Source organism: Actomonas aquatica (assembly GCF_019679435.2).
Classification (GTDB): Bacteria; Verrucomicrobiota; Verrucomicrobiia; order Opitutales; family Opitutaceae; genus Actomonas; species Actomonas aquatica.
In genome coordinates this window covers 3,169,785-3,195,291 of the sequence record NZ_CP139781.1, presented here as the reverse complement: position 1 = coordinate 3,195,291, position 25,507 = coordinate 3,169,785, and the positions used below count along the sequence as shown (strand labels likewise).

Below are 25,507 nucleotides of genomic sequence, written 5' to 3'. Positions count from 1 at the left end.
GGTAGGCGGGGCCTACCGTCCGGCAAATTGAAAGAAGATGAACGCGACGGAATTAAGCCGCGGCGGCCGCCACCGAGTTGCGTTGTTGGCGGCGGCGGCGATATACCGCGAAGCCGAGCATGGCGGCACCCGCGATCGCCGCGTAGGTGGAAGGCTCGGGGACGGCGGAGAGGGCGCCCTCAAATGACTGCGCGACTAACACGTCATCGAAGTAGACATCTCCATGAGAACCGCTTGCTTGCCTAAGAAAAATACCGCGGGTGTCGCTCGTAATTCCGGTCAAGGTGATCGATGACGAGGATGAACTTGTTGGATCGATCCAGAGTTCCGCCCCATTGTTTTCAAGGTCAAATGAGATGACTGCCCGGTAATTGGTTCCACGGTCTAGAGCACTGCCCCATGAAGTTAGGCTGTTGGTGGATCCGTTGAGGGAGGCGCCATCGAAAAACCCCACTGCAAACTGGCTCGTCGAGGTGTTGGGGACACCACTATTGTTTTGTGTAGCTGTCGAAGGACGAAAAATTCCGAATGAGAGTGCGTAGGTGCCACTACCTACGGTTCCTTGTCTAAAACCGGTTACAGCCTGAACGGTGTTGTTGGTGCTTATTGATCCCGAATCATCCACTCGGAAACTGAAGCCGTAGTAGTATGTTCCCGACGAAAGGTCGCCGCTGCCGTCGTAAAAGTTCAGTTGAACCATCTCTCCAGATCCGGCGGCGACCAGCGCTTCGCCACCGGTGACGGAAATTGCAGGATCTGAGTCATTGGATTCCCAGTTGCCAACACCGCTGTCTGGAGTGCTTCCTCCTAGTGATCCGTTGTTCGAAAAATCATCCGAAATAGACACGAATTGGCCTTGGGCTGACGAAAGAAGACCGGCGAGCAAAAGCGGAAAAAGGGAAAATCTCATGGCTGAGCGAAGTGGGCCTGAACGGGTCTGGAAGAATGTATTGGGAATGACGCTGCAAGTGGCGGGCCAAAGCAGCAAGTTTTCAGGGCCGGATATTGCGTCAAATTTGAGTAACAGCCCTTATTTCGCCTTATGACTCGTTCGGAGAGAGCCTCTTATGTAGAACAGTGCCTTGGGGGGTTATACCCAGAGACGCCGATTCCGTTGGACCATTCGGATGCTTACACGTTGCTGATCGCGGTTTTGCTCTCTGCGCAGTGCACGGACAAGCGGGTGAATTTGACCACGCCGGCGCTTTTTAACCGGGCTTCGACGCCGCAGTCGATGGTGCTTCTGTCGGTGGATGACATTAACGATATCGTGCGGCCGTGTGGTCTCGCGCCGCGAAAGGCGCAGGCGATTTGGAAGCTGTCCGAGATCCTCATGACCGATCATGACGGCAAGGTGCCGGCCTCTTTCGAAGCCCTTGAGGCGTTGCCGGGGGTGGGGCACAAAACGGCTTCGGTGGTGATGGCGCAGGCGTTTGGAGTGCCGGCGTTTCCGGTCGACACCCACATCCATCGACTCGCTCAGCGTTGGAAACTCACACCGCAGGGCGCGACGGTGGTGCGAGTGGAGCAGGATCTGAAGCGGCTCTTCCCCATGGAGAGTTGGAACAAGCTGCACCTGCAGATCATTTTCTACGGTCGCGAGCATTGCTCGGCGCGCGGGTGTGATGGGCACACCTGCGAGATCTGTGCGCACCTGAATGGTCCGGCGCCAGCGGCGAAACGGAAACGGGTGGCGAAGCGGGTGAAGTAACGGGGGGGCGGGCCGACGGAACAGGATGTCGGGCGTAAAGCCCGACCCACAATTTAGATAGGGTTCCTGTCATGTGGGTCGGGCTTTATGCCCGACTCTTCGCTGGGCCGACCCCTCAGCCTTCCTCGGATTCGAGTTCGAGGAGTTTTTCGGCGGCGGTTTCCCAGTCGGTGTTGGCGGCGGTGAGTTGATCCGTGACCGCGCTGAGTTCGCGGTTGAGGTGCTGGGCTTTGCCGGGGTCGTCGTAGGTCGCGGGGTCTTCGAGTTCGGCGGTGAGTTCGGCCTGTTGGGTCTCGAGGTCGACGACGCGTTTTTCGGCGGCGCTCACGGCGCTGCGCAGGTCGCGGAGTTGTTTTTCCCGTTCCTTTTTGGCGGCGCGATCGTCGGCGCGCTGGCCTTTGCCGGCGCCGGAGTTGCCGCCGCCCGAACCTTGGGAGGGACGGGCTTGGGTGAAGCCGGCGGTGAGGGCTTCGCGGGCGCCGGTGGCCTGGGATTTTTCCAGGTAGTAGTCGTAGTTGCCGGCGTAGCGGGTGAGGCGGCCGCTGTGGACGTGGAGCACGGTCTCGGCGAGTTGCCGGATGAAATACACGTCGTGGGAAATGAAGATGAGGGTGCCGGTGAAGCCTTTGAGCGCGGTGATGAGCGCGTCGATCGACGGGATGTCGAGGTGGGTGGTGGGCTCGTCCATCAACAGCAGGTTGGGCGGGTTGATGAGCAGGCGGGCGAGGGCGAGGCGGGATTTTTCGCCGCCGGAGAGCACGCTGACTTTTTTGAAAACGTCGTCTTTGCGGAAGAGGAAGGCGCCGAGGAGGGCGCGGGCCTGTTGCTCGGTGAGGTCGTTCTCGGCCGTGCGCAAGTCCATCATGTTGGCGAGCACGGTGGCCTCGAGGTTGAGGTTGTCGGCGCGGTTTTGAGCAAAGTAGCCAGCGGTGACGTTAGCGCCGAGTTCGCGGGTGCCGCCGCGGATGGGGATCACGTCACCGAGGATTTTGAGCAGGGTGGATTTGCCGGCGCCGTTGGGGCCGACGAGCACGATCTTTTCACCGCGTTCGGAGGTGAAGTTGAGATCCTCATACACCACGTGGTCGCCGTAGGCCTGTTCAACGTGTTCGAGCTCGACGACCTTGAGGCCGGAGCGGGCGGGTTGCGGGAAACGGAAATTGATGCGGCGCAGGTCTTCCTCGGGGGAGTCGATGGCCTCCTCTTTGAGGCGGGCGATGTGCTTCTCCTTGGACTTGGCGCGGGTGGCCATGGAGGCCTTGGCGCCGAAGCGGTCGACGAACTTCTGCTGGTGGGCGATTTCGCGCTGTTGCGACTTGTAGAGCGAGAGGAGTTGCTCGTGGCGGGCGTCCTTTTGCTCGAGGTAGTCGTCGTAGTTGCCGGTGTATTTGTGCAGGGTGGCGCCGCGCAGTTCGAGGATGCCGTTGCAGAGGGCGTTGAGGAAGGCGCGGTCGTGGGAGATGACCAGCAGGCCGCCGGGGTAGCGGGTGAGGTAGTCCTGCAGCCAGAGCAGGGCTTCGAGGTCGAGGTGATTGGTCGGCTCGTCGAGCAGCAGGAGGGTGGGCTCGGAAACGAGCAGGCGGGCGAGATGGGCGCGCATGATCCAGCCGCCGGAGAAGGACTTGGCGGGCAGGTCCATGTCGGGGTCCTTGAAGCCGAGGCCGGCGAGGATTTTGCGGGCGCGCGGTTCGAGGGTCCAATCGATGTCGTAGTCCTCGTCGTCGTCGCCCTCGAGGTCGAGTTTGGCGCCGCCGGTGGCGATGCCGATGATGGTCTCGTCGCCGACGGGGGCGCTTTCCTGCGGCAGGAAGCCGAAGTCGGCGCCGCGTTCCCACTCGATCATGCCCTCGTCGGGCGACTCGTGACCGAGGATGAGGTTAAACAGCGTCGACTTGCCGGCGCCGTTGGGGCCGACGAGGCCGAAGCGATCGCTGCGCGCGATGAAGAGCGACACCTCGGAGAAGAGTTCCCGGGTGCCGTAGGACTTGGCGACATCTGCGATCGTAAGCATGGAGTCGGGCACGCAAAGGGCCGGGGGCGCGCTTTGCAACAGTCGCGATGCGGTTGGCGAATGGGTGAGTATGATCTTCTCTTTGCCTCTTTTCGGACGGCGCGGGTCGGGCCTCGTGCTCGCCGCCGTCATTTTTGCCACCAGCCTGTTCGCGCAGGATGCGAGCGTGCTGCGTCAGGTGCAGGACATCGGTCGCAAGGCGCAGGACCAGTTGCGTCAGGTGCAGTTGGACTTCGATCGGCAGCGGCTGGAGGCGCGGGATGAGGCGCGCGGTCGTATCGCGGAGCTCAAGCGAGGCATCACGCCGGCGGCGATGCAGCGGGATGGTTCGGTGGTGGAGGCGCAGTATGCCCTGGCGGAGGCAGAGGCCGAGCTGCAGTGGCGCACGATTCCGTTGATCGATGCGGCGCAGACGCAGGCGGAGAACGCCATCCAGCGTCAGCGGGTGGCCGACGAAACGGCGGTGCACGCCCGCACGCTCGACGTGGGGGACGAGGATCAGAACCGGCAGATGCGGGAGTATCTCAGCAAGTCGGTGAAGATCGAGCAGCGCTGGCAGGAGCGGTTTGACGCGCTGAGTCACGAATGGGAACTCGCGCGCATCGAGCTGCAGCGCGAGGAGCGGCAGGCGCACAACCTCTACGATCGTGAGGTGGCGCGGCTCGTTCTGCAGATCCAGGAGGACGTGGCGGCCGGACGCAGCAGCAGCTACGGGGTGGCCGGGGATCCGCGTCTGGCGGAGCTGGAAGCGCAGCGCGATGAAAAGCTCAATGCCATCGCCCGCCGGCTGGACGAAGCCCAGCTCGAGCACGATAGCCAGCGCGCCGAGGCGGAGAGCCAGAAGGAGGCGGAGCTGGCGGAAATCGCGCCGTATTGATCGGCGCTCGCCGCCCGCCCCGGGGACGTCCGCGCCCACCCTGCGCTGGCTAACGCACGAGGGTGAGGGCCACCACGCCGGCGACGGCGATGATGCCGCCGACCACGGAGCGGCGGCTGGGACGGTCGCCCTCGATCCAGTAACTGAGCGGGATGATCACCAGTGGCGTCGTGGCCACGATGGGCAACACGATGCCGGAAGGCGTGGTCGCGAGGGCCCATTGGTAGCAGCTCACGCCGAGGGTCGGCCCGCAGAGCGCGTTGGCCAAAATGAGCGCCCAGCCCCGCAGCCGGGTGGAGCGGTCGAGCGGTGGTGTCGCGGTGACGGCGGTTTCGCGGCGGCGCTGGGCAAGGTGACGAATGATAAAGTAGGCGGCGGTGATGCATAGGCCGCCGGTGATGCGCTGGTAGGCGGCGTTGACGCCGTCGATACTCGAACCGGCGGCGGTGGTGACCTCGTAGGCGTGGCGGCTGACGACGGCACCGAGGCCTTGGCCGACGGCGGCGAGGAAGCCAAACAACAGGCCCAGTCGCGTGACCGGCACCTTGGGCGGATCGCGCCGCGAGGGCATGAGGGCGACGGTCACACCGACGAGGATGACGAAGGCCCAGCTGATTTGCCCGAGGGTGAGGCGGGTGCCCATCCACATCCATTCGGCCTGCATGGCGACCGGCACGGCGATGCATTGGCACATGAGCACGGTGAGGCGAGAGCCGAGGCGGGGCAGGGCGGCGAAGAGCGCGAGGTCGCCGAGCCCCATGCCGATGACGCCGCTGAGGAGGAACCAGTCGCGACCCGCGCCGCCGAGACCGATGCCGAACAGGTGGGCGTAGAGCCCGAGGAAAAACATCGCGAGGGCGAGTCGGCCCAGGTTGGCGGTGGTGGACCCGATCGTCTTGATCGATCGCGTGGCGAAGATCGCCGAGAACGAGAAAAAGACGGTGGTGAGCAGGGAGGCGAACATGGGGCGTGGGCGGCAGGGTCGAGGCTGTGTGTGGAAAGAACGGATCGCGGGCGCAAGCTGCCAACCGGGGCGGTGGCGTAAGGTCGTTTCAGTTTGGCGGTCGCGCGCCGATGTAGAGCCCCAGTCTCATGTCCTTCTCTGCCTGGAACGCTTTCGGCTCGAATTCGCCGTTTGGCGGGGCGGCTGCATCAATGGATGCGCCGCCGCGGGCGTCTTGGCGTCTGGTGATCGCAGGGGCCTTGCTGGTGTGGGGGCTCAGTGAGTTGGGGCTCTTGGTCAGCTCGGTGAGCGGCATGGCGTCGCCGGTGTGGCCGGCGGCGGGCCTCGGCGTATGGATGGTGTTGCGCGGCGGGCGCCGGATGTTGTGGGGCGTGGTGTTGGGCGCGTTCCTCAGCCGGGTGAATACGGGTCTGGGCGCGGAATCCTGGGTGGCGGCATTGGGGCCGGGCGTGGAAGCCTGGATCGGGGCGGAGGTGATCCGTCGCGTCGGCGCGCGCACGGTGCTGCGTTCGCGGCGGCTGGCCGAAGTCGTTTCGTGGTTGGTGGCAGCCGTGGCGGGGGCGCTGCCCAATATGGTTTTGGGCGTCGGAATCCTGTGGGGCGTGGGGGTGGTTCCGACAACTGACCTGCCGGTCGTGGCGCTCACGTGGTGGGTGGGGGATGTGTTTGGCATCGTATTGCTCGTCTCGACCTTGGAGACGTGGTGGCGAAGCCGCGGTGAGGCGGAGCCGCTGTGGCGAAATCTCGGACGATTGGCCGGACTGGTGGGGGCGACCGTGTTGGCGGCGGGGGTGGCGCTCTGGCCGAGCGAGCCGGGAGGTTGGTTGTTTCTGCTGTTTCCGCCGCTCTTGCTCGGCAAACACTGGGGCGGGCGTATGGGCGTGCAGTTGGTCGTGATGCTCATCGCGGTGGCGGCGGTGCTGGCCACCGCTACGGGTCGGGGACCGTTTTATGGGGATCAGCTGAACGAAGGCCTGCTGAGCATGGAGGTGTTCCTGGCCAGTGTGATCGCGACGGCGTTGGCGCTGCCGCTGTTTCGGATGCTGGGGACGTTCCGGTTGGGCGCGGTGGTATTGCTGACCGGGTGGAGTTTGAGTGCGGTGGTTTACCATTTGCACCGGCGCACGGAAGTGCGGGCGGAGGTGGCCCATCTGGATGCGGAGGTCGTCAACACGATGGATGCGCTGGAGGACCGGATGACGATTTATGTCGAAGCGCTCCGGGCGGGAGAGGCGTTGTTTCATACGACGGGCGATGTGGATGCGGCGCAGTGGCGACGGTTTGCGGATGCGCTGAGGTTGCCGGAATCGTTTCCCGGAATCCGTGGCGTGGGGGTGATCTGGCCGGTGGAGGAGGCGGACCTGCCGGCGTTTCGGGTGCAAATGGCGGCGGCGCGAGCCGGCGACTTGGCGGTGCACGAGGTGCCGGGCGTGGAGAGGCCGGTCGTAGCGGCGGGGGATCCGAGGCACTTGGTGATCGGCTACATCGAGCCGGAGTCGGCCAATGGAGCGGCGCTGGGATTGGATGTAGGCTCGGAGGCCAACCGGCGGGCGGCGGCGCTGTTGGCGCGCGATAGCGGCGAGGCTCGGCTGACCAGGCGGATCGTCCTGGTGCAGGATGGGCGAAAGCGCGCGGGCTTTTTGCTCTACCTGCCGGTGTATGCGAATGGCTGGCCGACCACTACGGTGGCGGAGCGACGCGCTGCATTTCGGCACTGGGTGTATGCGCCGTTTGTGACCGAGAGTTTTGTCGAGGGCGTGCTGCCGAGTCTCACGCAGGAGCTCACGCTGGATTTGTTTGAAGGCAGCTCCACGGCTCCGGGAGATTTGCTGTATGCGGGCGGTCCGACGCAAGATGCCGGTGCGGCCTACGCAGCGGTGCGGGAGCTCAAGCTGGGCGGAGAATCGTTCACGCTGGGTTGGCGCAAGACGGAGAAATTTGCCGGGGCGGGGGCGGTGACCTCGTCCTGGATCGGGGCGGGGTTGGCGTTGGCAGTCTTGGCTGCAGCGGGAATGGCGACCTTGCTCCAAGTGTCCCAGCAACGGGCGCAGGTGCTGGTGACCGAACGCACCACCGAGCTCGAAAAAGCGCAGGCTCAAATGGCCGAATTGATCGCGCTGCAACGCGGGGTCTTGGACAGCAATAATTTCGCGTTCATCAGCGTGGATCTGCAGGGGATCATCCGCAGCTTCAACCGGGGGGCGGAACGGATGTTGGGTTATGCGGCCAGTGAGGTGATTGGCCGGCGGACGCCGGAGGGGTTTCACCTCGTCGAGGAAGTGGAGCGGGAAGCCGCGGCCCTCTCGCGCAAATTTGGCGAACCGGTGGCGGCCGATATGGGGGTGTTTGTCGCGCTGGCCCTGCGCGGATTGAAGGACGAACGCGAGTGGACCTACGTGCGCAGTGATGGGGTGAAGGTGCCGGTTAAATTGTCCGTCACCGCGATCCGCAATGAGGCCGGCGAAGTGACCGGATTCCTCGGCGTGGCGCAGGACCTCACCAGCCACAAGCAAGCCGAGGCGAGCCGCCGTGCGGCGATGATTGAGCTCTCCATGCTCAAGCAGGCGCTCGATCAATTTGTGGAGATTTCAGTGTCGGATCTGAATGGCACGATTCTCTACGCGAACCGCAAGTTCTGCGAAAATTCCGGTTACACTCACGACGAGTTGGTGGGCCAGAACCACAGCATCCTCAACTCCGGCGAGCATGCGCCGGAGTTCTTCCGCAAGTTGTGGAAAACAATCCGCGGCGGTTACAACTGGCACGGGGATATCTGCAATCGCACCAAGGACGGGCGTAATTACTGGGTGGATACATTGATCGTGCCGGAGCTCAATGTCGACGGAGAGGTGCGCCGCTACGTCTCGATCCGCATCGATGTGACCCGCAACCGCGAATACGAGAAGGGTCTGGCGCAGGCGCGGGACGACGCCATCGCCCTGTCGCGCCTCAAGTCGGAATTTTTGGCCAACGTCAGCCACGAACTGCGCACGCCGATGAACGGGGTGATCGGCATGGCGGACATGCTGTCGGGCATGGTCACCCACCCGGAGCACCATCGCATGATCGAGGTGATCCGGCAGAGCGGCGAAAATCTGCTCACGATCATCAACGACATCCTGGACCTCTCCAAGGTGGAGGCCGGGAAGATGCGTCTGAGCGTGGCGGATTTCGATCTCGCGACGCTGCTGCGCGAAGCGATCGAGTTGTTGGTGCCGCGGGCCGAGTCGAAACATGTTGCGCTGCGCTGCGAGATCCCGCCGGGCAGCGACTGGTGGGTGAGTGGCGACGAGGGGCGTCTGCGGCAGGTGGTGATCAATCTGCTGGGCAATGCCCTCAAGTTTACCGATGCCGGCACGGTGTCGTTGCGGCTGCGCGACCTGAGCTCGTTGTCGAGTCGGCGCCAGATGCGTATCGAGGTTGAGGATACGGGCTGTGGCATCCCCGCGGACATGCTGGAACGGTTGTTTGAATCCTTTGTGCAGGTGGATGGATCCGACTCACGGGCGCAGGGCGGCACGGGGCTGGGGCTGTCGATCTCGCGGCAGATCATCGAGCTCATGGGCGGGCGCGTTGGTGTGGAGAGTGAGCTCGGGGTCGGCTCGACCTTCTGGGTGGAGCTTTCGCTGCCGGTGGGTGTGCGCCCGGTGCCCGGCGGATTGACGGCTGTGGCCAAGCCGGCGGCCGTGCGGGCGGAGCGGACGCGTATCGGTTCGGCGGAGACGCCGGCGAAGGAACCGTCCGGGCCGGGGCCGTTGGAGATTCTGCTGGTGGAGGACAATCGGGCGAATCAGGAAGTGGCGACGCTGATGCTCCGGCGCATGGGCCACACGGTGACCGTGGCCAACAACGGTCAGGAAGGATTGGATACACTGAGCGTGGCGCGCTTCGATGTGGTGTTGATGGACTGCCAGATGCCGGTGCTCGATGGTTTCACGGCTACGCGCAAGTTGCGGGCCGGCGACGTGCCGGGGGTGGATCCCAGGATTCCGGTGGTGGCGCTCACGGCTTACGCGATGGAGGGGGACCGGCAGCGATGTATCGATGCGGGCATGGATGATTATTTGACCAAGCCGCTGCGGGCGCGCGAGGTGACGGCGGCCTTGCGTGGGGTGGTGCAGCGGGCGGCGATGGCGATGGGTCCGGCCCGGAAGACGGATGGGATCCACGAAGAGAGCGCGGCCGACGTGCTCGACGAGGAGGTGGTGGCGGAGCTCTGTGAGATCGAGGCCGAGCCGGGCTTGGATGTTTTTACCTTTGTGGCCCGGGGGTTCGTGGCCAGTTGGGCGGACGAGTTGGCTGTGCTGGCGGCCCTGCGGGACGAGGGGGAATGGGAGGCATTTGCGCAGAAGGTGCACCAATTCGGGGGCTCGGCGGCGACCTTTGGGGGGCAGCGGGTGCGGCGTCTGGCGATTTACATGGAGAAGCGGGTCAAGGAGGGGGATCGGACGGCGGCGCAGGAGCTGTGGCCGGAGTTGGCAGAGGCTAGCCGGGTGCTCAGTGAACGGGCCGAGTTGCGCATGGCGGAGCTGAAGACGGCGGTGCGCTGATTTTACACTTTTGTGCTTCTGCACCTTCCGGCAGTCGCTAGGTTGGGCCTTCAATATGAAAGCCAAACGTCAGAAGCAGCGCCCCGAAGACCTCAATGCCAAGCGAGCCGCCCGCAAGGGACCGATCTCGAAGTTCATTGCGCACCACTACCGGCACTTCAACTCCGCGGCCCTGCTCGATGCGGCCAAAGGTTACGAAGACCACCTCAAGGCCGGCGGCAAAATGTTCGTCACGCTCGCCGGCGCGATGTCCACCGCCGAGCTCGGTATCTCGCTCGCGGAGATGATCCGTCAGGACAAGGTGCATGGCATTGTCTGCACCGGCGCCAATCTCGAGGAGGATGTATTCAATTTGGTGGCACACGACTATTACGAGCGGGTGCCGCACTACCGCGATCTGACCGCCACCGACGAGCAGGCACTGCTTGATCGTCACATGAACCGGGTGACCGACACCTGCATTCCCGAGATGGAGGCCATGCGTCGCATCGAAAAAGCGGTGCTGGAGGAGTGGATGGCGGCCGACGCCGCCGGCGAGCGTTACTTCCCGCACGAGTTCATGTATCGCATCCTGCGCAGCGGGAAGCTGGAGAAGTCCTATCAGATTGACCCGAAGAATTCCTGGTTGCTGGCCGCGGCGGAGAAGAACCTGCCGATCATCGTGCCGGGGTGGGAAGACGCCACGCTCGGCAACATGTATGCGGCGGCGGTCATCCGCGGTGACGTGAAGAACGTGCACACCGTGCGCACCGGTATCGAATACATGACGATGCTGGCCGAGCTTTACACCAAGAAGGCGCGTCTGCTCAAAAACGGCGAAGGCTCGATCGGTTTCTTCCAGATCGGTGGTGGCATCGCCGGCGACTTCCCGATCTGCGTGGTGCCGATGCTGCACCAGGATCTCGAGCGCACGGGCGTGCCGCTGTGGGGCTACTTCTGCCAGATCAGCGATTCGACCACCAGCTACGGCAGCTACTCCGGTGCGGTGCCGAACGAGAAGATCACCTGGGGCAAACTCGCCGCGTCCACGCCGAAATTTATCGTGGAGAGCGACGCCACCATCGTGGCTCCGCTCATCTTCAGCTGGGTGCTGGGCGAATAAGTCCGGCGCTGCCCACTTCTGCTCAATCGAGCTTCTGCACCCCGACCGGCGCGCGCTGGTCGGGGTGAAATTTTTTAATTCAAGCGGCCTCGAGCGTCGGTCGATAGGTGGGGTAGGGGCCTTATAGTCGTTTGCCCGTAATCAAAGGGTAAAACTGTCGAACGCACCGACTTGCATGGCACGCGGCGTGCGGCAAGGTGCCGCTCTATGTCTGTCCACTTCTCCGCCCCCGCCGGGTTGCCCTCGGAGTTCGAGCGTTATGCCGGTATCGTGCACAACGCAGTGGAAGGCGTGTTCCAATCGACCCCGGATGGCCGCTATCTGCTGGTCAACCCGGCGCTCGCCCGGATGTATGGCTACGCGGGGCCGGACGAGTTGATGGCGCAGTCGGTTGTATCCGATATTTCACGACTGATCTATTTCGACCCGGCCAAACGGCGGGAGTTTGCCGAGCGCATGCAGCGCGACGGGGTGGTTGAGGGCATGGAGTATCAGGTGCGGCGCAAGGACGGGGCGGTGATTTGGATTCGCGAATCGGCGCGGGCGGTTCGGGGGCCCGACGGACAGGTGCAGTATTACGAGGGATTCGTGCAGGATATCTCCGTGCGCAAGGAGGCGGAGGAGGCGCTGCGCAAGGCCAAGGAAGCCGCCGAGGCGGCCAACCGCGCCAAAAGTCAGTTTCTCGCCATGATGAGTCACGAGATCCGCACGCCGATGAACGGGGTGATCGGTATGGCGTCGCTGTTGAGTGACACTGCCTTGGACGAACAACAGGGCGAGTTCGTGGAGACCATTCGGCAGAGCGGCGACCTGCTCATGTCGGTCATCAACGACATCCTCGACTTCTCGAAAATCGAATCGGGTCACATCGAGGTGGAGCACGAGGAGTTCCTGCTCTCGGACTGTGTGGAGGTCGCGCTCGACATCTTCGCGCAGCGCGCGACGAAGCGAAACCTGGATTTCCTCTACGACATTCATCCCGCGGTGCCGTCGATCGTGAAAGGGGACTGCATGCGCCTGCGGCAGGTGTTGGTAAACCTCTTGGGCAACGCGGTGAAATTTACGGAGGAGGGCGAAGTGGCGCTGACCGTGTCGACTGGCGAACTCCAACCCGATGGTCGCCAACGCCTGCTCTTCTCGGTGCGCGACACCGGCATCGGCATCCCGGATGCATCGGTATCGCGACTGTTCGAAACCTTTTACCAGGTCGATGCCAGCACCACCCGGCGTTATGGCGGCACGGGGCTCGGGCTCGCGATCAGCAAGCGCCTCATCGAGCTCATGGGCGGGGAAGTCGAGGTGGAGAGCGAGTTGGGCCGAGGGTCGGTGTTCCGCTTCAGCGTGGTGGTCGAGCCGGTGGCGTCCGATGTGGTGCCGCCGACGGAGTCGGGGCGTCCGGTGCTGGCCGGGCGGCGCCTGCTCATCGTCGACGACAATGAAACCAACCGCCGCATCCTCGGCACCATGGCGCGCAACCACGGGATGCAGCCGGTGCTGGCCAACTCCGGCCGCGAGGCGCTCTCCGTGCTCGATGGGGGCGGGCGCATCGATTTTGCCATTCTCGACATGCAGATGCCGGAGATGGATGGCGTTGATTTGGCCAAGGCGATTCGTCGGCGTGAGGCATTTGCCCAGTTGCCTTTGGTGATGCTGTCGTCGCTCTGCCTGCAGGATCTGGGCGCGGGACGGGCGCTGTTTCAGGCCAGTTTGACCAAGCCCGCCAAACCCGCGCAGGTCCTGGCGACCTTGCTGCGTCTGGCGCAGGCCGAGCCGGATGGTGAGCCGGTCGAAGCCGAGGTGATGTCGGCCCCGAGCCGACCGCCCGTCGTGGCCGGCCCCGCGAGCACCGACCCGGTGGTGACTCCGCCCTTTGGCAATCTGAAGGTGCTGTTGGCCGAGGACAACCTGGTCAACCAGCGGGTGGCGGCGGTCATGCTGCGTCGCCTCGGCTGCGACGTGTCGTTGGCGCTCGATGGCAACGAAGCCGTGGCGGCGGCCGCGCAGACCAAGTTTGATGTCATCCTCATGGATGTGCACATGCCGGCGATGGATGGCGAAGCCGCCACCCGTGAAATCCGCGCCGCCAGCGACGCCGGTGCGCATCGGCCGTGGATCATCGCGTTGACGGCCAATGCGATGGAAGGCGACCGCGAGCGGTGCCTGCGCTGCGGCATGGATGACTACATTTCCAAGCCCGTGCGTATCCCGCAGTTGGCCAAGGTGTTGGAGCGGGCGGTGCTGGCCAGTCACGAGGCGGGCACTGCGGCGCCCTTTGCGTTGACCTGATTTCCGGTCGGCGCGGGGCGATTTCGCTAAAAAAACGGCGGCAGCGACCGATTCCGGTTGATGCATGTGTGTCGGCCCATCCTGTCCCCCTGATCGCTGCGTGCTCGCGAGATCGCCGGCCGCTGGCTGCGGCTGCGCCGAGGGCGTTCGTCTGCCATGAGCATGACGATCCGATTGTTGATGGTGGAGGACGACCCGATGCAGGCGCGTTGGGTGGGTGATCGTTTGGCGGTGGATGGTATCGAGTGCCTCACCGTCGTGGCCGATCGCGAGGGGCCGCTGCGTCGGGCGCTCGACGAGGATGTTTACGACCTCGCGATCTGCGACTATCGGCTGCCCGATTACGACGGTCTCTCCGCGTTGCGGCTGATGCGCGCCAGTCGCCCGGGGTTGCCGATCATCGTGATGTCATCCGAGGGCACCGAAGAGCTTGTGGCCGAGTGTTTTCGGGCCGGGGCGACCGACTTCGTGCTCAAGTCCAACCCGGCCCGGTTTGCGCCGGCGGTGCGGCGAGCGTTGCAGACCGCCCGGGAGCGCTCGGAGCGCGAGGAGCTCATGGCGCGGCTGGGCAAACTCGGTTCGCAGGTGCCGGGGGTGCTGTTCCAGGCGCGTATGCGGCCGGATGGCAGCCTGGGGTTTCCCTTTGCCGGGGAGCGTTTGCGGGATCTCTTCGACCTCGCACCGGCTGACCTGCGGGCGAACATGGGGCTGTTCCTGGACAAGCTGCTGCCGGAAGACGCGGAAGGATTTGTGGAGTCGTTGCGGGAGTCGGCGCGGCTGTTGAAGCCATGGAAACATGAATGTCGCTGGCGCCAGGGCGACGGTGCGGTGCGTTGGCTGGAAGGCACGGCCACGCCGGAATGTGAACCGGCGGGCGGCGTGTTGTGGCATGGCTTCATCACCGAGATCACGGACCGCAAGGAATTGGAGGCGAACCTGGCCGACATGCGTGACCGGGCGTTGGAATCGTCACGGCTCAAATCGGAGTTTTTGGCCAACATGAGTCATGAGATTCGCACGCCGATGAACGGGATCATCGGCATGACCAATCTCCTGCTCAAAGGGGAGCTCAGCGATCCGCAGCGCGAGATGAGTGAAGTCATCCGCCGCAGTGGCGAATCGCTGTTGGGGATCATCAATGAGATCCTCGATTTTTCGAAGATCGAGTCGGGCCGCTTCAAGGTCGACCGCGAGCCTTTCGGCCTCGGGCGCATGATCGAGGACACCTGCGCCCTGCTCGACGCGACGGCGCGGCAGAAAGGCATCAAGCTCACCTGCGAGCTGGAGCCGCGGGTGCATGGGGAGTTTCTGGGCGACGGCGCGCGTATCCGCCAGGTCCTTACAAATCTGGTGGGCAACGCCATCAAGTTCACCCAGGAAGGCGAGGTGCTCGTCAGTGCCGGAGTGGTGTGCACCGACGGGGATTGCGAAACCGTGCGCATCGAGGTGCACGATTCCGGCGTGGGCATTCCGCGCGCCGCGCAGGCGAAGTTGTTCCAACCCTTCACCCAGGCCGATGGCAGCACCACGCGTCGCTTCGGCGGCACCGGGTTGGGGCTGGCGATCTCGTTGCGCCTGGTCGAGCTGATGGGCGGAGTGATCGATTTTGAGAGCGAGGAAGGGGAAGGCTCCACGTTTTGGTTTGAGATCCCGTTGGTGGGCGGGCGGTCGCGGAGTGGGCGTAAAGGCGATCCGCGGTTGGAAGACTTGCGCGTGCTGGTGGTGGCGCATGACGGGGATCGGCGCCGCTCGCTGCTGGCGCGTTTGCTGGAGGTCGGTATCCGCGGTGATGAAGCCACCACGGCCGAAGGCGCGGTGCATCGGCTCACCGCGGCCCGTGACGGACTGGACGATGGGGAGTTTCAATGCGTGCTCATGCTGGATGACCTGCAAGGGGTCGACGCGGTGGAACTGGCCACGCTTATCCGGGCAGATGTCGCTTACCGTGGGGTGAAGCTGGGTTTGGTCGGCGCGGTCGATGGCCGGGCGACAGGCGTGGCGGCGGCGTGTTTTGATTGGCGCTGGCCGGAGGCGGTGAGCCGCGATGCGCTGCGCTCGTGTTTCAACGAGGTGCTGGAGGCGCTTCACCCGGTCGCAGAGCCGGAGCGCGAGGCTGGCGAAGAGGATGTTTTGTTGACCAATCGCCGACCGGCGGCGCCGGAGCGCAAGCTGCGCCTGCTGGTGGTGGAAGACAATCACGAGAACCAGATCGTCGCGCGCATGCTGCTCGATTGGCTGGGGCACAGCGTGGAAGTGGTCGGCGACGGCAAGCAGGCTTTGGCGCGACTGCGTGAGGCGACTTTCGATGCCGTGTTGATGGATTGCCACATGCCGGTGCTCGATGGCTTCTCGACGACGCGGCGCATCCGTCGCGGAGAAGTGGAGGGCGTGAGCGAAAACCTGCCGATCATCGCCCTCACCGCCAATGCCTTGGAGTCGGATCGTGAGCGTTGCCTGCAAAGCGGCATGAGCGACTACATCGCCAAACCGATCGAGCCGGAGGAACTGGCGGCGGCCTTTGCGCGCTGCCGTCTGCTGGGCGAACCGACGGCGGGGGAGGGGGCATCGGCCGCGGCGGCGCGGACGGTCCCCGCGGCTTTGCGGATGAGCGACTGGGATCCGCAGCCGGTGCGCTTGTTTGAAACCATGTCCACGCGGGACGGCGCCTCCCTGGCGGTCACGATGGTGGAATTGTTCCTGAAGGAGACGGCGGGGCGACTCGCTGAGGTGGAGCGTTGTTTTGCGGCTCGTGACGCGGACGAGTTGGAAATGGTCGCGCACAAACTCGCCGGCAGTGCCGCCAATATCGGTGCTTTCGTGATGCGGGATGCCCTGCGCGAGATCGAAAACCTCGCCGCCGATCACGGGTGGGAGCAGGTGCCCAACGAAATTGCCCGCGCCCGCGATTCTTGGCTTAGGTTAGAACCCCTACTGGCCGATTACGTAGTTACCCGCACTTCAGCGGCCTAAGTGATTGACCATGAAAGTTCTCATTGCCGACGACGAATACGTCACCCGCCTGATGCTCGATGCCGCACTGCGGGAGCACGGTTGCGAACCCATCGAGGCCGTCGACGGGCGTTCTGCCTGGGATATGATTATCCGTGAAGAGCCGCAGATCGTGATCAGCGATTGGGTGATGCCGGAGATCACCGGTCTGGACCTCTGTCAGCGCGTGCGGGATCAGGCGGGGCATTACGTGTATTTCATCCTGCTGACCAACCGTGCGCCCACCCGCTCCAACCGCGAAATGGCCCTGCGTGCTGGCGTGGACGATTTTCTCACCAAGCCGATCAATCCAGAAGAGCTGGCCATGCGCCTCGGCGTCGCCCGGCGTTTGATCGGGTTTGCCGACCGCGCGGGTCGGATCGATCAGGCGCTGCCCAGTTGCCGTCGCTGTCGCCGAGTGGCGAATGCCGACGGTGAATGGTGTGCCATGGAAGTGGTGGTGCCCGAGGGGGAGCCCGTTGCCTTCACCTATACCGATTGTCCCGAGTGCGCCGCCGAGCGGGCGCGAGTGCGCACGCGCTCCAGCGCCGCTCCGTTCTAAGTAGGTGGACGCCGACCTCCGGGCGGCGTCGGGGGCGGTTGGAAGGGCGAGGGGAGTGACCGGGAAGCACCGGCCCGACGCAGCCGGGGTCGTCCGCGTCAACCTGATTTGCGAAGGTCCGCGCGACCTTGGCGGTCGCTTAAACCCTGCCCCAAGGGGGCTTGCGTAACGTCGCTTCGCCGTGTTGCGCCGACCTTGCCGGAATGCTCCCGGGGAGCTGCGCTCAGCCCGTTTGGGGGGCCTGCTCCGGGGGCGTGTTTGGGTCTCGTCACATCAAGGGGAAAATGAAGTTTTTTTTGGCATTTTTTGAGGACAAACCAGTTGACGGAATTTGGCCTCAAGCCCATCGGTAGTGGCCTGTCGGGCGGGTAACCACAACCCCTTGTGGTCAACAACGTGCGAACAACTCTGAACAACTTTTGTTCGCGAGTTGGCGCTCAGCCGCAAACAACGACCGGTTTCCGCCAGCTTTCAGCCTCCGTTTCGTCTTCCTCCGCCAACCTTTCCGGACCACCCGCGCCTGCCATGCAAAAGTCTTTTACCGTCGGTTCCAAAACCTTCCTGCTCGATCAAACCAAAGCCGAAGCCGCCTTCGCGGCCAAGAAGGTCATCAATGGTCGCGAGACCATGACCTTCAACCTGCTCCCGCTGAAGTATCAGTGGGCCTATGATCTGTATCGGAAGATGAAGGCGAACCACTGGGAGCCGGAGGACATCCCGATGGGTAAGGACATCGAGCAGTGGCGCGACGACAACGTAGTCAATGACCAGGAGCGTTGGATCATCCGCATGGGCATCGGTTATTTCTCCGCCGCCGAGGGCATCGTGGGGGACAACATCCAGCACGTCACCCGTGAGCTGGTCACCGCCCCCGAGCTCAAGCTCGTGCTCGGCCGCCACGCCCACGAGGAGAACATCCACGCCGATTCACTCCTCTACATGATCTCCTCGCTCGGCATCAACCCGCACGAGTGCGAGGCCATGTTCGAGGACATCCCCACCATCGTGCGCAAGAACGAGTTCGTGACCAAGAACTCCAAGGACCTGCGCCGCGACATCGATCTGACTGACCCGGAGAACAAGAAGTTGCTCGCCCGCAACATGTTCCTCTTCGGCCAGTGCATGGAGGGCACTCAGTTCTACGGCCTCTTCGGCATGATCCTCTCGCTCTACCGCCAGAACAAGTTCCCGGGCATCGGCCAGATGTTCCGCTACACCCTGCGCGACGAGTCCAACCACATCGAGGTCTTCCGCAACCTGTTCATGGACCTCATCGAGGAGAACCGCGAGATCTGGACCACCGAGTTCAAAGAGGAGCTCCGCGAAACCATGCGCGAAGCCGTCACCCTCGAGAAGGAGTTCATTCGCGACTGCCTGCCGGTCAACGCCGTCGGCCTCGTGATCGACGACTTCCTCACCTACATCGACTACATTGCCGACCGTCGCCTCGAAGGCTGCGGTCTCACGCCCCTCAATCCCGGCATCAAGAACCCGCTCCCGTGGCTCGCCGAGATGATGGACATCAAGAAGGAGCAGAACTTCTTCGAGGGGCGCGTCACCGAATACCAGAAGTCCTCGGCCCTCGAAGCCGCCGACGACGACGATCTTTAATCCCTGCGGTCGTCGCGCCTGACCGGCCGGGCGGTGGTCTTCCCCTTCCACCGCTCGCAAACCCTAAGGCCCGGCGCTCCCCCCTAAAAACCGACCGCGCTTTCGCCCCCAAAACCAGAACCTTCAACCCTACCCCTACCTCCGTCGTCTCCCCAGCTTCGTTCCTTCTGCCAGTTCGTCGTCTGACTTCTTCCGTGCCCGGCCGACCCGCGTCCCAGCGTCGACCGGGCGCTCGCGTCCCCGCCTGCGCCTGTCCGCTTCCCGACCTTTAGACCTTCCGACCTTTAGACTTTTAGACTTAAGAAAATGAATCCTTCCCTCGCCCACGACCTCGCGCTCAAAGCCGCCAACCAAAACACCGCCGACCGACCCAGCTACGCCTGGCGCGAGTGCGTGCCCACCGACACGCCCCTGCTCCCGCCCATCAAGCTGATCGCGCCGCAGGGCGAGACGGAGTTTAACCTGGCCGAAGTCGCCGAGACCCTGGGCAACGCCGTCACCAACGTGCACCTCGCCCGCGGCGAGAAGGGCAACATCTTCACCCCCGAGACGCGCGGCTTCGTGGGCCGCATCGTGAAGGAGGTCGCCGCCAACCTCGCCGCCCAGTCCCTCAAGCAGTCCCCGCTCAAGGTCTCCCTCAACGACCTCTACGAGCTCATCGAGAAGACCCTCGTCGACAACAACGCCTACGACGTCGCCAAGAGCCTCCTCCTCAACCGCTCCCGCAAGCTCACCCCTCCCGGCTCCCGTCACGCCACCGCCGGCGTGCGCGTCATCCGCCGCTCCAACCAAGTCGTCCCCTACATCGCCCAAAAGGTCGAGATCGCCGTCCGCAAATCCTTCCTCTCCCTCCAGCAGGACTCCTCCGGCGCCGTCGGCGTGACCGAGGCCGTCACCGCCCGCGTGCTCGGCTCCAAGCAGAGCTTCGTCCACATCGAGGAGATCCAGGACATCGTCCAGGAGGAGCTCATGAAGTCCGGCCACTACAAGGTCGCCGAGGCCTACATCCTCTACCGCGCCCTGCGCAACGAGCACCGCGACGAGTCCAACGACAACGACGAGGGCGACGAGGCCGCCTTCCGCAAGGCCGCCGCCTCCGCCCAGCCCGCCATGATCGTGGTCAAGCAGCCCGACGGCTCCACCAAGCTCTGGGACCGCGCCGACCTCAAGAAGCGCATCGAGTTCGCCTCCATCGGCCTCGACCTCTGCCTCTCCCCCGAGGAGATCGAGATCGAGCTCCTCCGCTCCGTCTTCGATGAGATCAACCAAAAGGACCTCGATTCCACCATCGTCCTCAACTCCAAGACCCTCATCGAAAAGGACGCCGACTTCTCCAAGTTCGCCGGCCGCATCCAGCTCACCTACATCTACCAGGAAGTCCTCGGCTGGGACATCGTCACCGACGGCATCGGCAAGCTGAAGGAGTTCCACCACAAGGCCCTCGCCAAGCACCTCAAGCACGGCGCCGACATCAAACGCATCAACGGCAAGCTCCTCGACTACGACCTCGAACGCCTCGCCGAAGCCCTCGATCCCTCCGCCGACCTCGAGCTCGACTTCCTCGGCGTCCAGACCCTCTACGATCGCTACCTCATCATCGACAAGACGGTGAAGCCGGCCCGCCGCCTCGAGACCCCGCAGCTCTTCTGGATGCGCGTCTCCATGGGCCTCTTCCTCGGCGAAGAGGGCGACCGCGAAGCCCGCGTGCTCTCGCTCTACAACCTCTACAAGAGCCGCCGCTTCTGCAGCTCCACGCCGACACTCTTCAACTCCGGCACGCTGCACTCCCAGCTCTCCTCCTGCTACCTCTACTACGTCGACGACTCCCTCGAGGGCATCATGTATCGCGGCATCGCCGAGAACGCCCAGCTCTCCAAGTGGGCCGGCGGCCTCGGTGGCTCCTGGTCCGCCGTCCGCGGCACCGGCGCGCACATCGCCGGCACCAACGGCGAGTCGCAGGGCGTCATCCCCTTCCTCAAGCTCCACAACGACCAGCTCGTCGCCGTCAACCAGGGCGGCAAGCGCAAGGGCTCCGGCTGCGCCTACCTCGAGTCGTGGCACAACGACATCTTCGAGTTCCTCGAACTTCGCAAAAACACCGGTGACGACCGCCGTCGCACCCACGACATGAACACGGCCAACTGGATTCCCGACCTGTTCATGAAGCGTATGGAAGCCCGCGAGGAGTGGACCCTCTTCCGCGCCAACGAGGTGAAGGACCTCCACGACCTCTACGGCAAAAAGTTCGAGGAAGCCTACCTGCGCTACGAGCAACTCGCCGAGGAAGGCAAAATCTACGGCCAGAAGATCAAGGCCCTAGAGCTCTGGAAGAAGATGCTCTCCATGCTCTTCGAGACCGGCCACCCCTGGATCACCTTCAAAGACGCCTGCAACCTCCGCTCGCCGCAGGACCACGTCGGCGTGGTGCACTCCTCCAACCTCTGCACCGAGATCACGCTCAACACCTCCAACGACGAGACCGCCGTCTGCAACCTCGGCTCGGTCATCATCGAGAACCACCTCACGCCCGACGGCGCGATCGACCACGAGAAGCTGCGCGAGACCATCCGCACCGCCATCCGCGCGCTCGACAACGTCATCGACATCAACTTCTACCCGACCAAGGCCGCCGAGACCTCCAACCGTCGCCACCGCCCCATCGGCATGGGTGTCATGGGTCTGGCCAACGCCCTCTACCGCAAGGGCATCGCCTTCGCGTCCGAGGCCGCCGTCGACTTCAACGACGAGATGATGGAGGCCATCGCCTACTACGCCTACGAAGCCTCCTCCGACCTCGCCGCCGAGCGCGGCACCTACTCGAGCTACAAAGGCTCCAAGTGGGACCGCGGACTCCTCCCGCCCGACACCGTCGACCTCCTCGAGCAGGAACGCGGCGTTCCGGTCGAGGTCCCGCGCGGTGGCAAGATGGACTGGACCCCGCTGCGCGAGAAGATCGCCAAGCAAGGCATGCGTAACAGCAACGTGCTGGCCATCGCCCCAACCGCGACCATTTCCAACATCACCGGCACCAGCCCCTGCATCGAGCCCGGCTACAAGAATCTCTTCGTGAAGAGCAACCTGTCCGGTGACTTCACCGTGCTGAACCACCACCTCGTCCGCGACCTCAAGGCCCGCGGCCTGTGGGACCAGGACATGATCGACAACCTCAAGTATTTCGACGGCGAGCTGAAGGACATCGATCGGATTCCCGAGGACATCAAAGCGAAGTATCTCACCGCCTTCGGCATCGATCACAAGTGGGTGGTGGACGCGGCGGCCCGCCGCCAAAAGTGGATCGACCAGGCCCAGTCGGTGAACCTCTGGTTGGCGACGCCGGACCTCAAGACCCTGAGCCACATGTATCGCCACGCCTGGCACACCGGCCTCAAGACCACGTATTATTTGAGGACCTTGGGCGCCTCGAACATCGAGAAAGCCACGGTTGCTGTGAAGAAGGAGATGCGTGGTGCGACGGCGGAAGCAGGCCAGAAAAAGACCTTTACCGAGGCCGAGAAGCGCGCCTGTTCAATCGAGGCGATGCGCAACGGAGAGGAGTGCGAAGCCTGTCAGTAAGCGTGCGAACCTCAACGTAGGCTGCCTGCTTGCAGGCGCTTGACCTGCCTCTCCGCTCTCCCTTCGGGCCCGGCTCAAAACCGGGCCTTTTTCATGCCCCATTGAAAGAAACCGCCCCGCACCAACGTTACACCCCATAAGAATGATCCAGTCGTTCGCCGATCGAGACACCGAACAACTCTTCCACGAGGAGAAGAACCGACGCTTCCACGCCATCGCCCGTGTCGCGTTGCGCAAACTCATCCAAATGAACCACGCCGAACGTCTCGGCGACCTCTCCGTTCCGCCCGGCAATCGCCTCGAACCGCTCTCTGGTGACCTTGCCGGCTATCACTCCATCCGCATCAACGACCAATGGCGCATCGTCTTCCGCTGGACCGATGCCGGTCCTGCCGAAGTTCGGGTTCAAGATTACCATTGAAACACCCGTATGACGTTACACGTTATTGCTTATGAACCCGCCGATCACACCCGGTGAAATCCTCTTGGAGGAATACCTGAAGCCGATGGGCATCTCCCAAAACGCCATGGCCCGCGCCATCGGCGTGGCTCCTCGTGCCATTAACGAAATCGTCCTCGGCAAGCGCTCCATCACCCCCGCCATGTCCATCCGATTCGGCGCCTTCTTCGACCAGTCGCCAAAATTCTGGCACGGGATTCAGGTCGAGTGCGACTTCCGGGCTCTTGCGACCGAAGCCCCCAAACTGGCTAAAGCAGTTCGTCCGGCCTCGGAGTTGGTGACTGCGTAGCCCTCCAGTTTGATCAGGTGAAGGCATGAATCCAACAGTCTGTTCCTCGCACTTACATCCACAGCACCACCACCTTCATTTAACGCCATGAGTAATAAGAAAGCAGAGAATGCTAGATTGAGGGAGCAGTTTCCTGGTTATATTAAGCCAAGTGATTTAATCATTAGTGAGATTTGGAAATCGGCACTAATCATCTTTGATGCCAATGTGTTACTTAACCTTTATCGCTATTCTGTTGGGACGCGTGGTGCTTTGTTGGATTTGCTGACTAAGCATAAGCATCGGATTTGGACCCCGCACCAAGCGTGCTTTGAATTTCTCCGTAAGAGGGTTGATGTAATACTTGAGCAAGAGAAATCATACAAGTCCGCGAAGACTGAGCTCGAAAATATTAGCAAGCGGTTTGAGAGTGAGCGAGCACATCCATTCTTGAGTGAACCGCTTGCGAAGAAGCTAAATACGATGGTTGGTGAGATAGTTGAGCATCTAGATGGTGAAGCTGAGAGTTACAAAAATCTTGTCTCAAAAGATCCTATCCTCGATCGAGTCGAATTAGTGATCGGTGGTAGGGTAGGTGGGGGATTTTCTCGTGAGGAGAAAGACACGATAGCTAAGGAGGGCGAGGTTCGATACAAGCGGCACATACCACCCGGATTTAAGGATGATTCTAAGTCAACGGATGGGGATATCTATCGCCCATATGCGGATCTGATAATTTGGAAGGAGATTGTTCTTAAATCTAAGACGGATTCTAGGGATGTGATTTTTGTTTCTGATGATCAAAAAGAAGATTGGTGGTTGATGAAGTCGGGAAATACCTTGGGCCCAAGGCCGGAACTTGTGGCAGAATTTGTAGAAGAGACTGGCCAGCGGTTTTTAATGTATAAGCCGCACCGGTTCTTGTCGCAGGCGAATAAGAATATCGGTGGCAGGCTTGATGAGCGTGTGATTCAAGAAACACGCGTCCAGCGTCCGAATTTGCGGGTTTCAATAGCGGAGAAAGATGAAAGGAACTTGTGGAGAGAAATTCAAGTGGTGGAGCGTGAAGTTAGTAAGTGTGAGAGTTGTATATTCGATATAGAGAGCAAGATGGAGGAGTGTGCGGAATCGGTGGGCACCAATGGTAGCGCAGCGAGAGAACAGATTGCCCGGCTAAGTGAGAAATTGAGTATCTATAAAAAGCGCCACAGTGGTCTAATGCAGTTGCTGGGTTCTTTGGAGAAAAGACGTTTGGATCATGAAGATGCCGAGCTTTTGTCGACGATTGCGGGAGATCCGTAGGCGGCAGGCTGAAGAGGGGCAGGCAGAAGGGGTCATGTCGTCACCTGTCTACATTTGACGTTGGGGTGGTAGATTGTTGGAGTGAGGCGTCATGCCAAGAACGGCGCGAATCGAATACCCCGGGGCGATTTACCATGTGATTAACCGAGGAAACTATCGGTGGGATGTGTTTGGCTCGGCGGGAGCGGCGCAGCGTTTTGTGGAAACGTTGGAGGAGGCGGTTCAGCGATATGAGTGGGAGCTGGGAGCGTATGTGGTGATGAGAAATCACTACCATTTGGCCGTCCGCACCCCGGTGCCGAATCTCTCGGCGGGGATGCACTGGCTGCAAGCGACCTTTGCAGCACGTTTTAACCGTCTCCGCGGTGAGAATGGTCACCTGTTCCAAGGTCGTTACAAAGCGCTGCTGTTACAGGACGAGGAGGTGTGGGCCAGGGTTGCGGACTACATTCATCTGAATCCATTGCGGGCGTTTGTCGTCGAGCCGGCGCAGTTGGGGAATTTTCGGTGGTCCAGCTTAAGGCGTTACCTCAGCAGGGATTCCGCTCCTGGACTCACTGCGAACCCGTGGCTGGGGACCTTGGGTTGGAATCAGAGTCGGCGGAAAGACTGGCTGCGCTATCTCGACTACCTCAAAGAGATTCACGCCATCGAGCAGGGGAAGCCGCTGCGAGAGCGGAGTAATTACACCCGGGGCTGGGCGATTGGCGCAACGGAATGGAAACAGGTGGTGGCGACCGATAACGCGGCGGCGGTAGCATCCAAGCCGCATGCCGAATACACGACACCTCAGGAAGCCAATCACGCGCGTTGGCGCGCGCGGCTGGGCGAGATTCTCAAAGCGAGGCATCGGTCGACGGCCGATCTCCAAGCGACAAGGCGAGCGGAGCGTTGGAAATGCGAGGTGGCTGATCAGCTACAGCGCGAAACGGGGGCTTCTCTGGTCTGGCTGGCTGAACAGCTCAATATCCAGCGGTCGGCCACGCTGCGGATGGGGCTGTGGCGGATGCGCAAAATGTAGACAGGTGACGACATGACCCCTTATGGCGGAGCAGAGGGGTAGCGTAATCGATCCCGTCGGCTGCGACGTTGTTTGCATCGGGTCACCCGGTAGGTGGATTGATGAGGGCGTGTTGTCACCGATAACAATAAGTATGAGGTGTATTACAGCCTCGATCTGCTGAAATTTCAGAATGTAAAAAGCAATACTAAGTTAAAAATAACTGAAATTCCGATTAAGTA

Annotated in this window: 16 protein-coding genes; 13 read left to right on the top strand and 3 right to left on the bottom strand. The window is 62.5% G+C overall.

Annotated elements, in window-relative coordinates; translation table 11 throughout:
• Positions 1-52: 52 nt before the first annotated feature.
• Positions 53-910, bottom strand: a complete 858-nt coding sequence (locus K1X11_RS12535) for a PEP-CTERM sorting domain-containing protein (RefSeq protein WP_221032826.1) — start codon at positions 908-910, stop codon at positions 53-55.
• Positions 911-1,042: 132 nt separating this feature from the next.
• Between K1X11_RS12535 and K1X11_RS12530 the strand changes: the two genes are divergently transcribed.
• On the top strand, positions 1,043-1,711 hold the full coding sequence (locus K1X11_RS12530) for an endonuclease III domain-containing protein (protein WP_221032827.1): 669 nt from the start codon (positions 1,043-1,045) through the stop codon (positions 1,709-1,711).
• A 115-nt stretch (positions 1,712-1,826) separates the two neighbouring features.
• Here the strand turns inward: K1X11_RS12530 and K1X11_RS12525 are convergent, their stop codons facing one another.
• Positions 1,827-3,722 (bottom strand): ABC-F family ATP-binding cassette domain-containing protein, encoded by a 1,896-nt coding sequence (locus tag K1X11_RS12525; protein ID WP_221032828.1) that lies wholly within the window; start codon positions 3,720-3,722, stop codon positions 1,827-1,829.
• An 82-nt stretch (positions 3,723-3,804) separates the two neighbouring features.
• On the opposite strand from K1X11_RS12525, the gene K1X11_RS12520 reads away from it, so the two are divergent.
• Positions 3,805-4,599: a coiled-coil domain-containing protein gene (locus tag K1X11_RS12520; protein WP_221032829.1), complete on the top strand. Its 795-nt coding sequence runs from the start codon at positions 3,805-3,807 to the stop codon at positions 4,597-4,599.
• A gap of 49 nt (positions 4,600-4,648) precedes the next feature.
• Here K1X11_RS12520 and K1X11_RS12515 read toward each other — a convergent pair whose 3' ends face one another.
• Positions 4,649-5,563: a DMT family transporter gene (locus K1X11_RS12515; protein WP_221032830.1), complete on the bottom strand. Its 915-nt coding sequence runs from the start codon at positions 5,561-5,563 to the stop codon at positions 4,649-4,651.
• Positions 5,564-5,691: 128 nt separating this feature from the next.
• Between K1X11_RS12515 and K1X11_RS12510 the strand changes: the two genes are divergently transcribed.
• The 11 genes from K1X11_RS12510 to K1X11_RS12460 all read left to right on the top strand — a co-directional run bounded on the left by K1X11_RS12510 (position 5,692) and on the right by K1X11_RS12460 (position 25,286).
• Entirely contained in the window at positions 5,692-10,113 is a 4,422-nt protein-coding gene (locus tag K1X11_RS12510; protein ID WP_221032831.1) for a CHASE domain-containing protein, read from the top strand.
• 55 nt (positions 10,114-10,168) lie between these two features.
• Positions 10,169-11,215: a deoxyhypusine synthase family protein gene (locus K1X11_RS12505; protein WP_221032832.1), complete on the top strand. Its 1,047-nt coding sequence runs from the start codon at positions 10,169-10,171 to the stop codon at positions 11,213-11,215.
• Between the two features lie 207 nt (positions 11,216-11,422).
• Positions 11,423-13,501, top strand: a complete 2,079-nt coding sequence (locus K1X11_RS12500; RefSeq protein WP_221032833.1) for a PAS domain-containing hybrid sensor histidine kinase/response regulator — start codon at positions 11,423-11,425, stop codon at positions 13,499-13,501.
• Positions 13,502-13,657: 156 nt separating this feature from the next.
• Positions 13,658-16,471, top strand: a complete 2,814-nt coding sequence (locus K1X11_RS12495) for a hybrid sensor histidine kinase/response regulator (RefSeq protein WP_221032834.1) — start codon at positions 13,658-13,660, stop codon at positions 16,469-16,471.
• Between the two features lie 10 nt (positions 16,472-16,481).
• Entirely contained in the window at positions 16,482-17,051 is a 570-nt protein-coding gene (locus K1X11_RS12490; protein WP_221032835.1) for a response regulator, read from the top strand.
• Positions 17,052-17,576: 525 nt separating this feature from the next.
• Entirely contained in the window at positions 17,577-18,662 is a 1,086-nt protein-coding gene (locus K1X11_RS12485; protein WP_221032836.1) for a ribonucleotide-diphosphate reductase subunit beta, read from the top strand.
• A gap of 306 nt (positions 18,663-18,968) precedes the next feature.
• Positions 18,969-22,235, top strand: a complete 3,267-nt coding sequence (locus tag K1X11_RS12480; protein ID WP_221032837.1) for a ribonucleoside-diphosphate reductase subunit alpha — start codon at positions 18,969-18,971, stop codon at positions 22,233-22,235.
• A 142-nt stretch (positions 22,236-22,377) separates the two neighbouring features.
• On the top strand, positions 22,378-22,656 hold the full coding sequence (locus K1X11_RS12475; protein WP_221032838.1) for a type II toxin-antitoxin system RelE/ParE family toxin: 279 nt from the start codon (positions 22,378-22,380) through the stop codon (positions 22,654-22,656).
• A 31-nt stretch (positions 22,657-22,687) separates the two neighbouring features.
• Positions 22,688-22,984: a HigA family addiction module antitoxin gene (locus tag K1X11_RS12470; protein WP_221032839.1), complete on the top strand. Its 297-nt coding sequence runs from the start codon at positions 22,688-22,690 to the stop codon at positions 22,982-22,984.
• An 87-nt stretch (positions 22,985-23,071) separates the two neighbouring features.
• On the top strand, positions 23,072-24,265 hold the full coding sequence (locus tag K1X11_RS12465; RefSeq protein WP_221032840.1) for a PIN-like domain-containing protein: 1,194 nt from the start codon (positions 23,072-23,074) through the stop codon (positions 24,263-24,265).
• A 136-nt stretch (positions 24,266-24,401) separates the two neighbouring features.
• Positions 24,402-25,286 carry a transposase gene (locus tag K1X11_RS12460; protein ID WP_221032841.1) on the top strand — a complete coding sequence of 295 codons (885 nt, stop codon included), beginning with the start codon at positions 24,402-24,404 and terminating at the stop codon, positions 25,284-25,286.
• Positions 25,287-25,507 lie beyond the last annotated feature (221 nt).

Bases quoted from the DNA above. Each gene is read 5' to 3' on its own strand.
- K1X11_RS12465 (WP_221032840.1), top strand. From the start codon at position 23,072: ATGAGTAATAAGAAAGCAGAGAATGCTAGATTGAGGGAGCAGTTTCCT.
- K1X11_RS12470 (WP_221032839.1), top strand. From the start codon at position 22,688: ATGAACCCGCCGATCACACCCGGTGAAATCCTCTTGGAGGAATACCTG.
- K1X11_RS12505 (WP_221032832.1), top strand. From the start codon at position 10,169: ATGAAAGCCAAACGTCAGAAGCAGCGCCCCGAAGACCTCAATGCCAAG.
- K1X11_RS12500 (WP_221032833.1), top strand. From the start codon at position 11,423: ATGTCTGTCCACTTCTCCGCCCCCGCCGGGTTGCCCTCGGAGTTCGAG.
- K1X11_RS12490 (WP_221032835.1), top strand. From the start codon at position 16,482: ATGAAAGTTCTCATTGCCGACGACGAATACGTCACCCGCCTGATGCTC.
- K1X11_RS12475 (WP_221032838.1), top strand. From the start codon at position 22,378: ATGATCCAGTCGTTCGCCGATCGAGACACCGAACAACTCTTCCACGAG.
- K1X11_RS12485 (WP_221032836.1), top strand. From the start codon at position 17,577: ATGCAAAAGTCTTTTACCGTCGGTTCCAAAACCTTCCTGCTCGATCAA.
- K1X11_RS12525 (WP_221032828.1), bottom strand. From the start codon at position 3,722: ATGCTTACGATCGCAGATGTCGCCAAGTCCTACGGCACCCGGGAACTC.
- K1X11_RS12535 (WP_221032826.1), bottom strand. From the start codon at position 910: ATGAGATTTTCCCTTTTTCCGCTTTTGCTCGCCGGTCTTCTTTCGTCA.
- K1X11_RS12510 (WP_221032831.1), top strand. From the start codon at position 5,692: ATGTCCTTCTCTGCCTGGAACGCTTTCGGCTCGAATTCGCCGTTTGGC.
- K1X11_RS12480 (WP_221032837.1), top strand. From the start codon at position 18,969: ATGAATCCTTCCCTCGCCCACGACCTCGCGCTCAAAGCCGCCAACCAA.
- K1X11_RS12515 (WP_221032830.1), bottom strand. From the start codon at position 5,563: ATGTTCGCCTCCCTGCTCACCACCGTCTTTTTCTCGTTCTCGGCGATC.
- K1X11_RS12495 (WP_221032834.1), top strand. From the start codon at position 13,658: ATGAGCATGACGATCCGATTGTTGATGGTGGAGGACGACCCGATGCAG.
- K1X11_RS12530 (WP_221032827.1), top strand. From the start codon at position 1,043: ATGACTCGTTCGGAGAGAGCCTCTTATGTAGAACAGTGCCTTGGGGGG.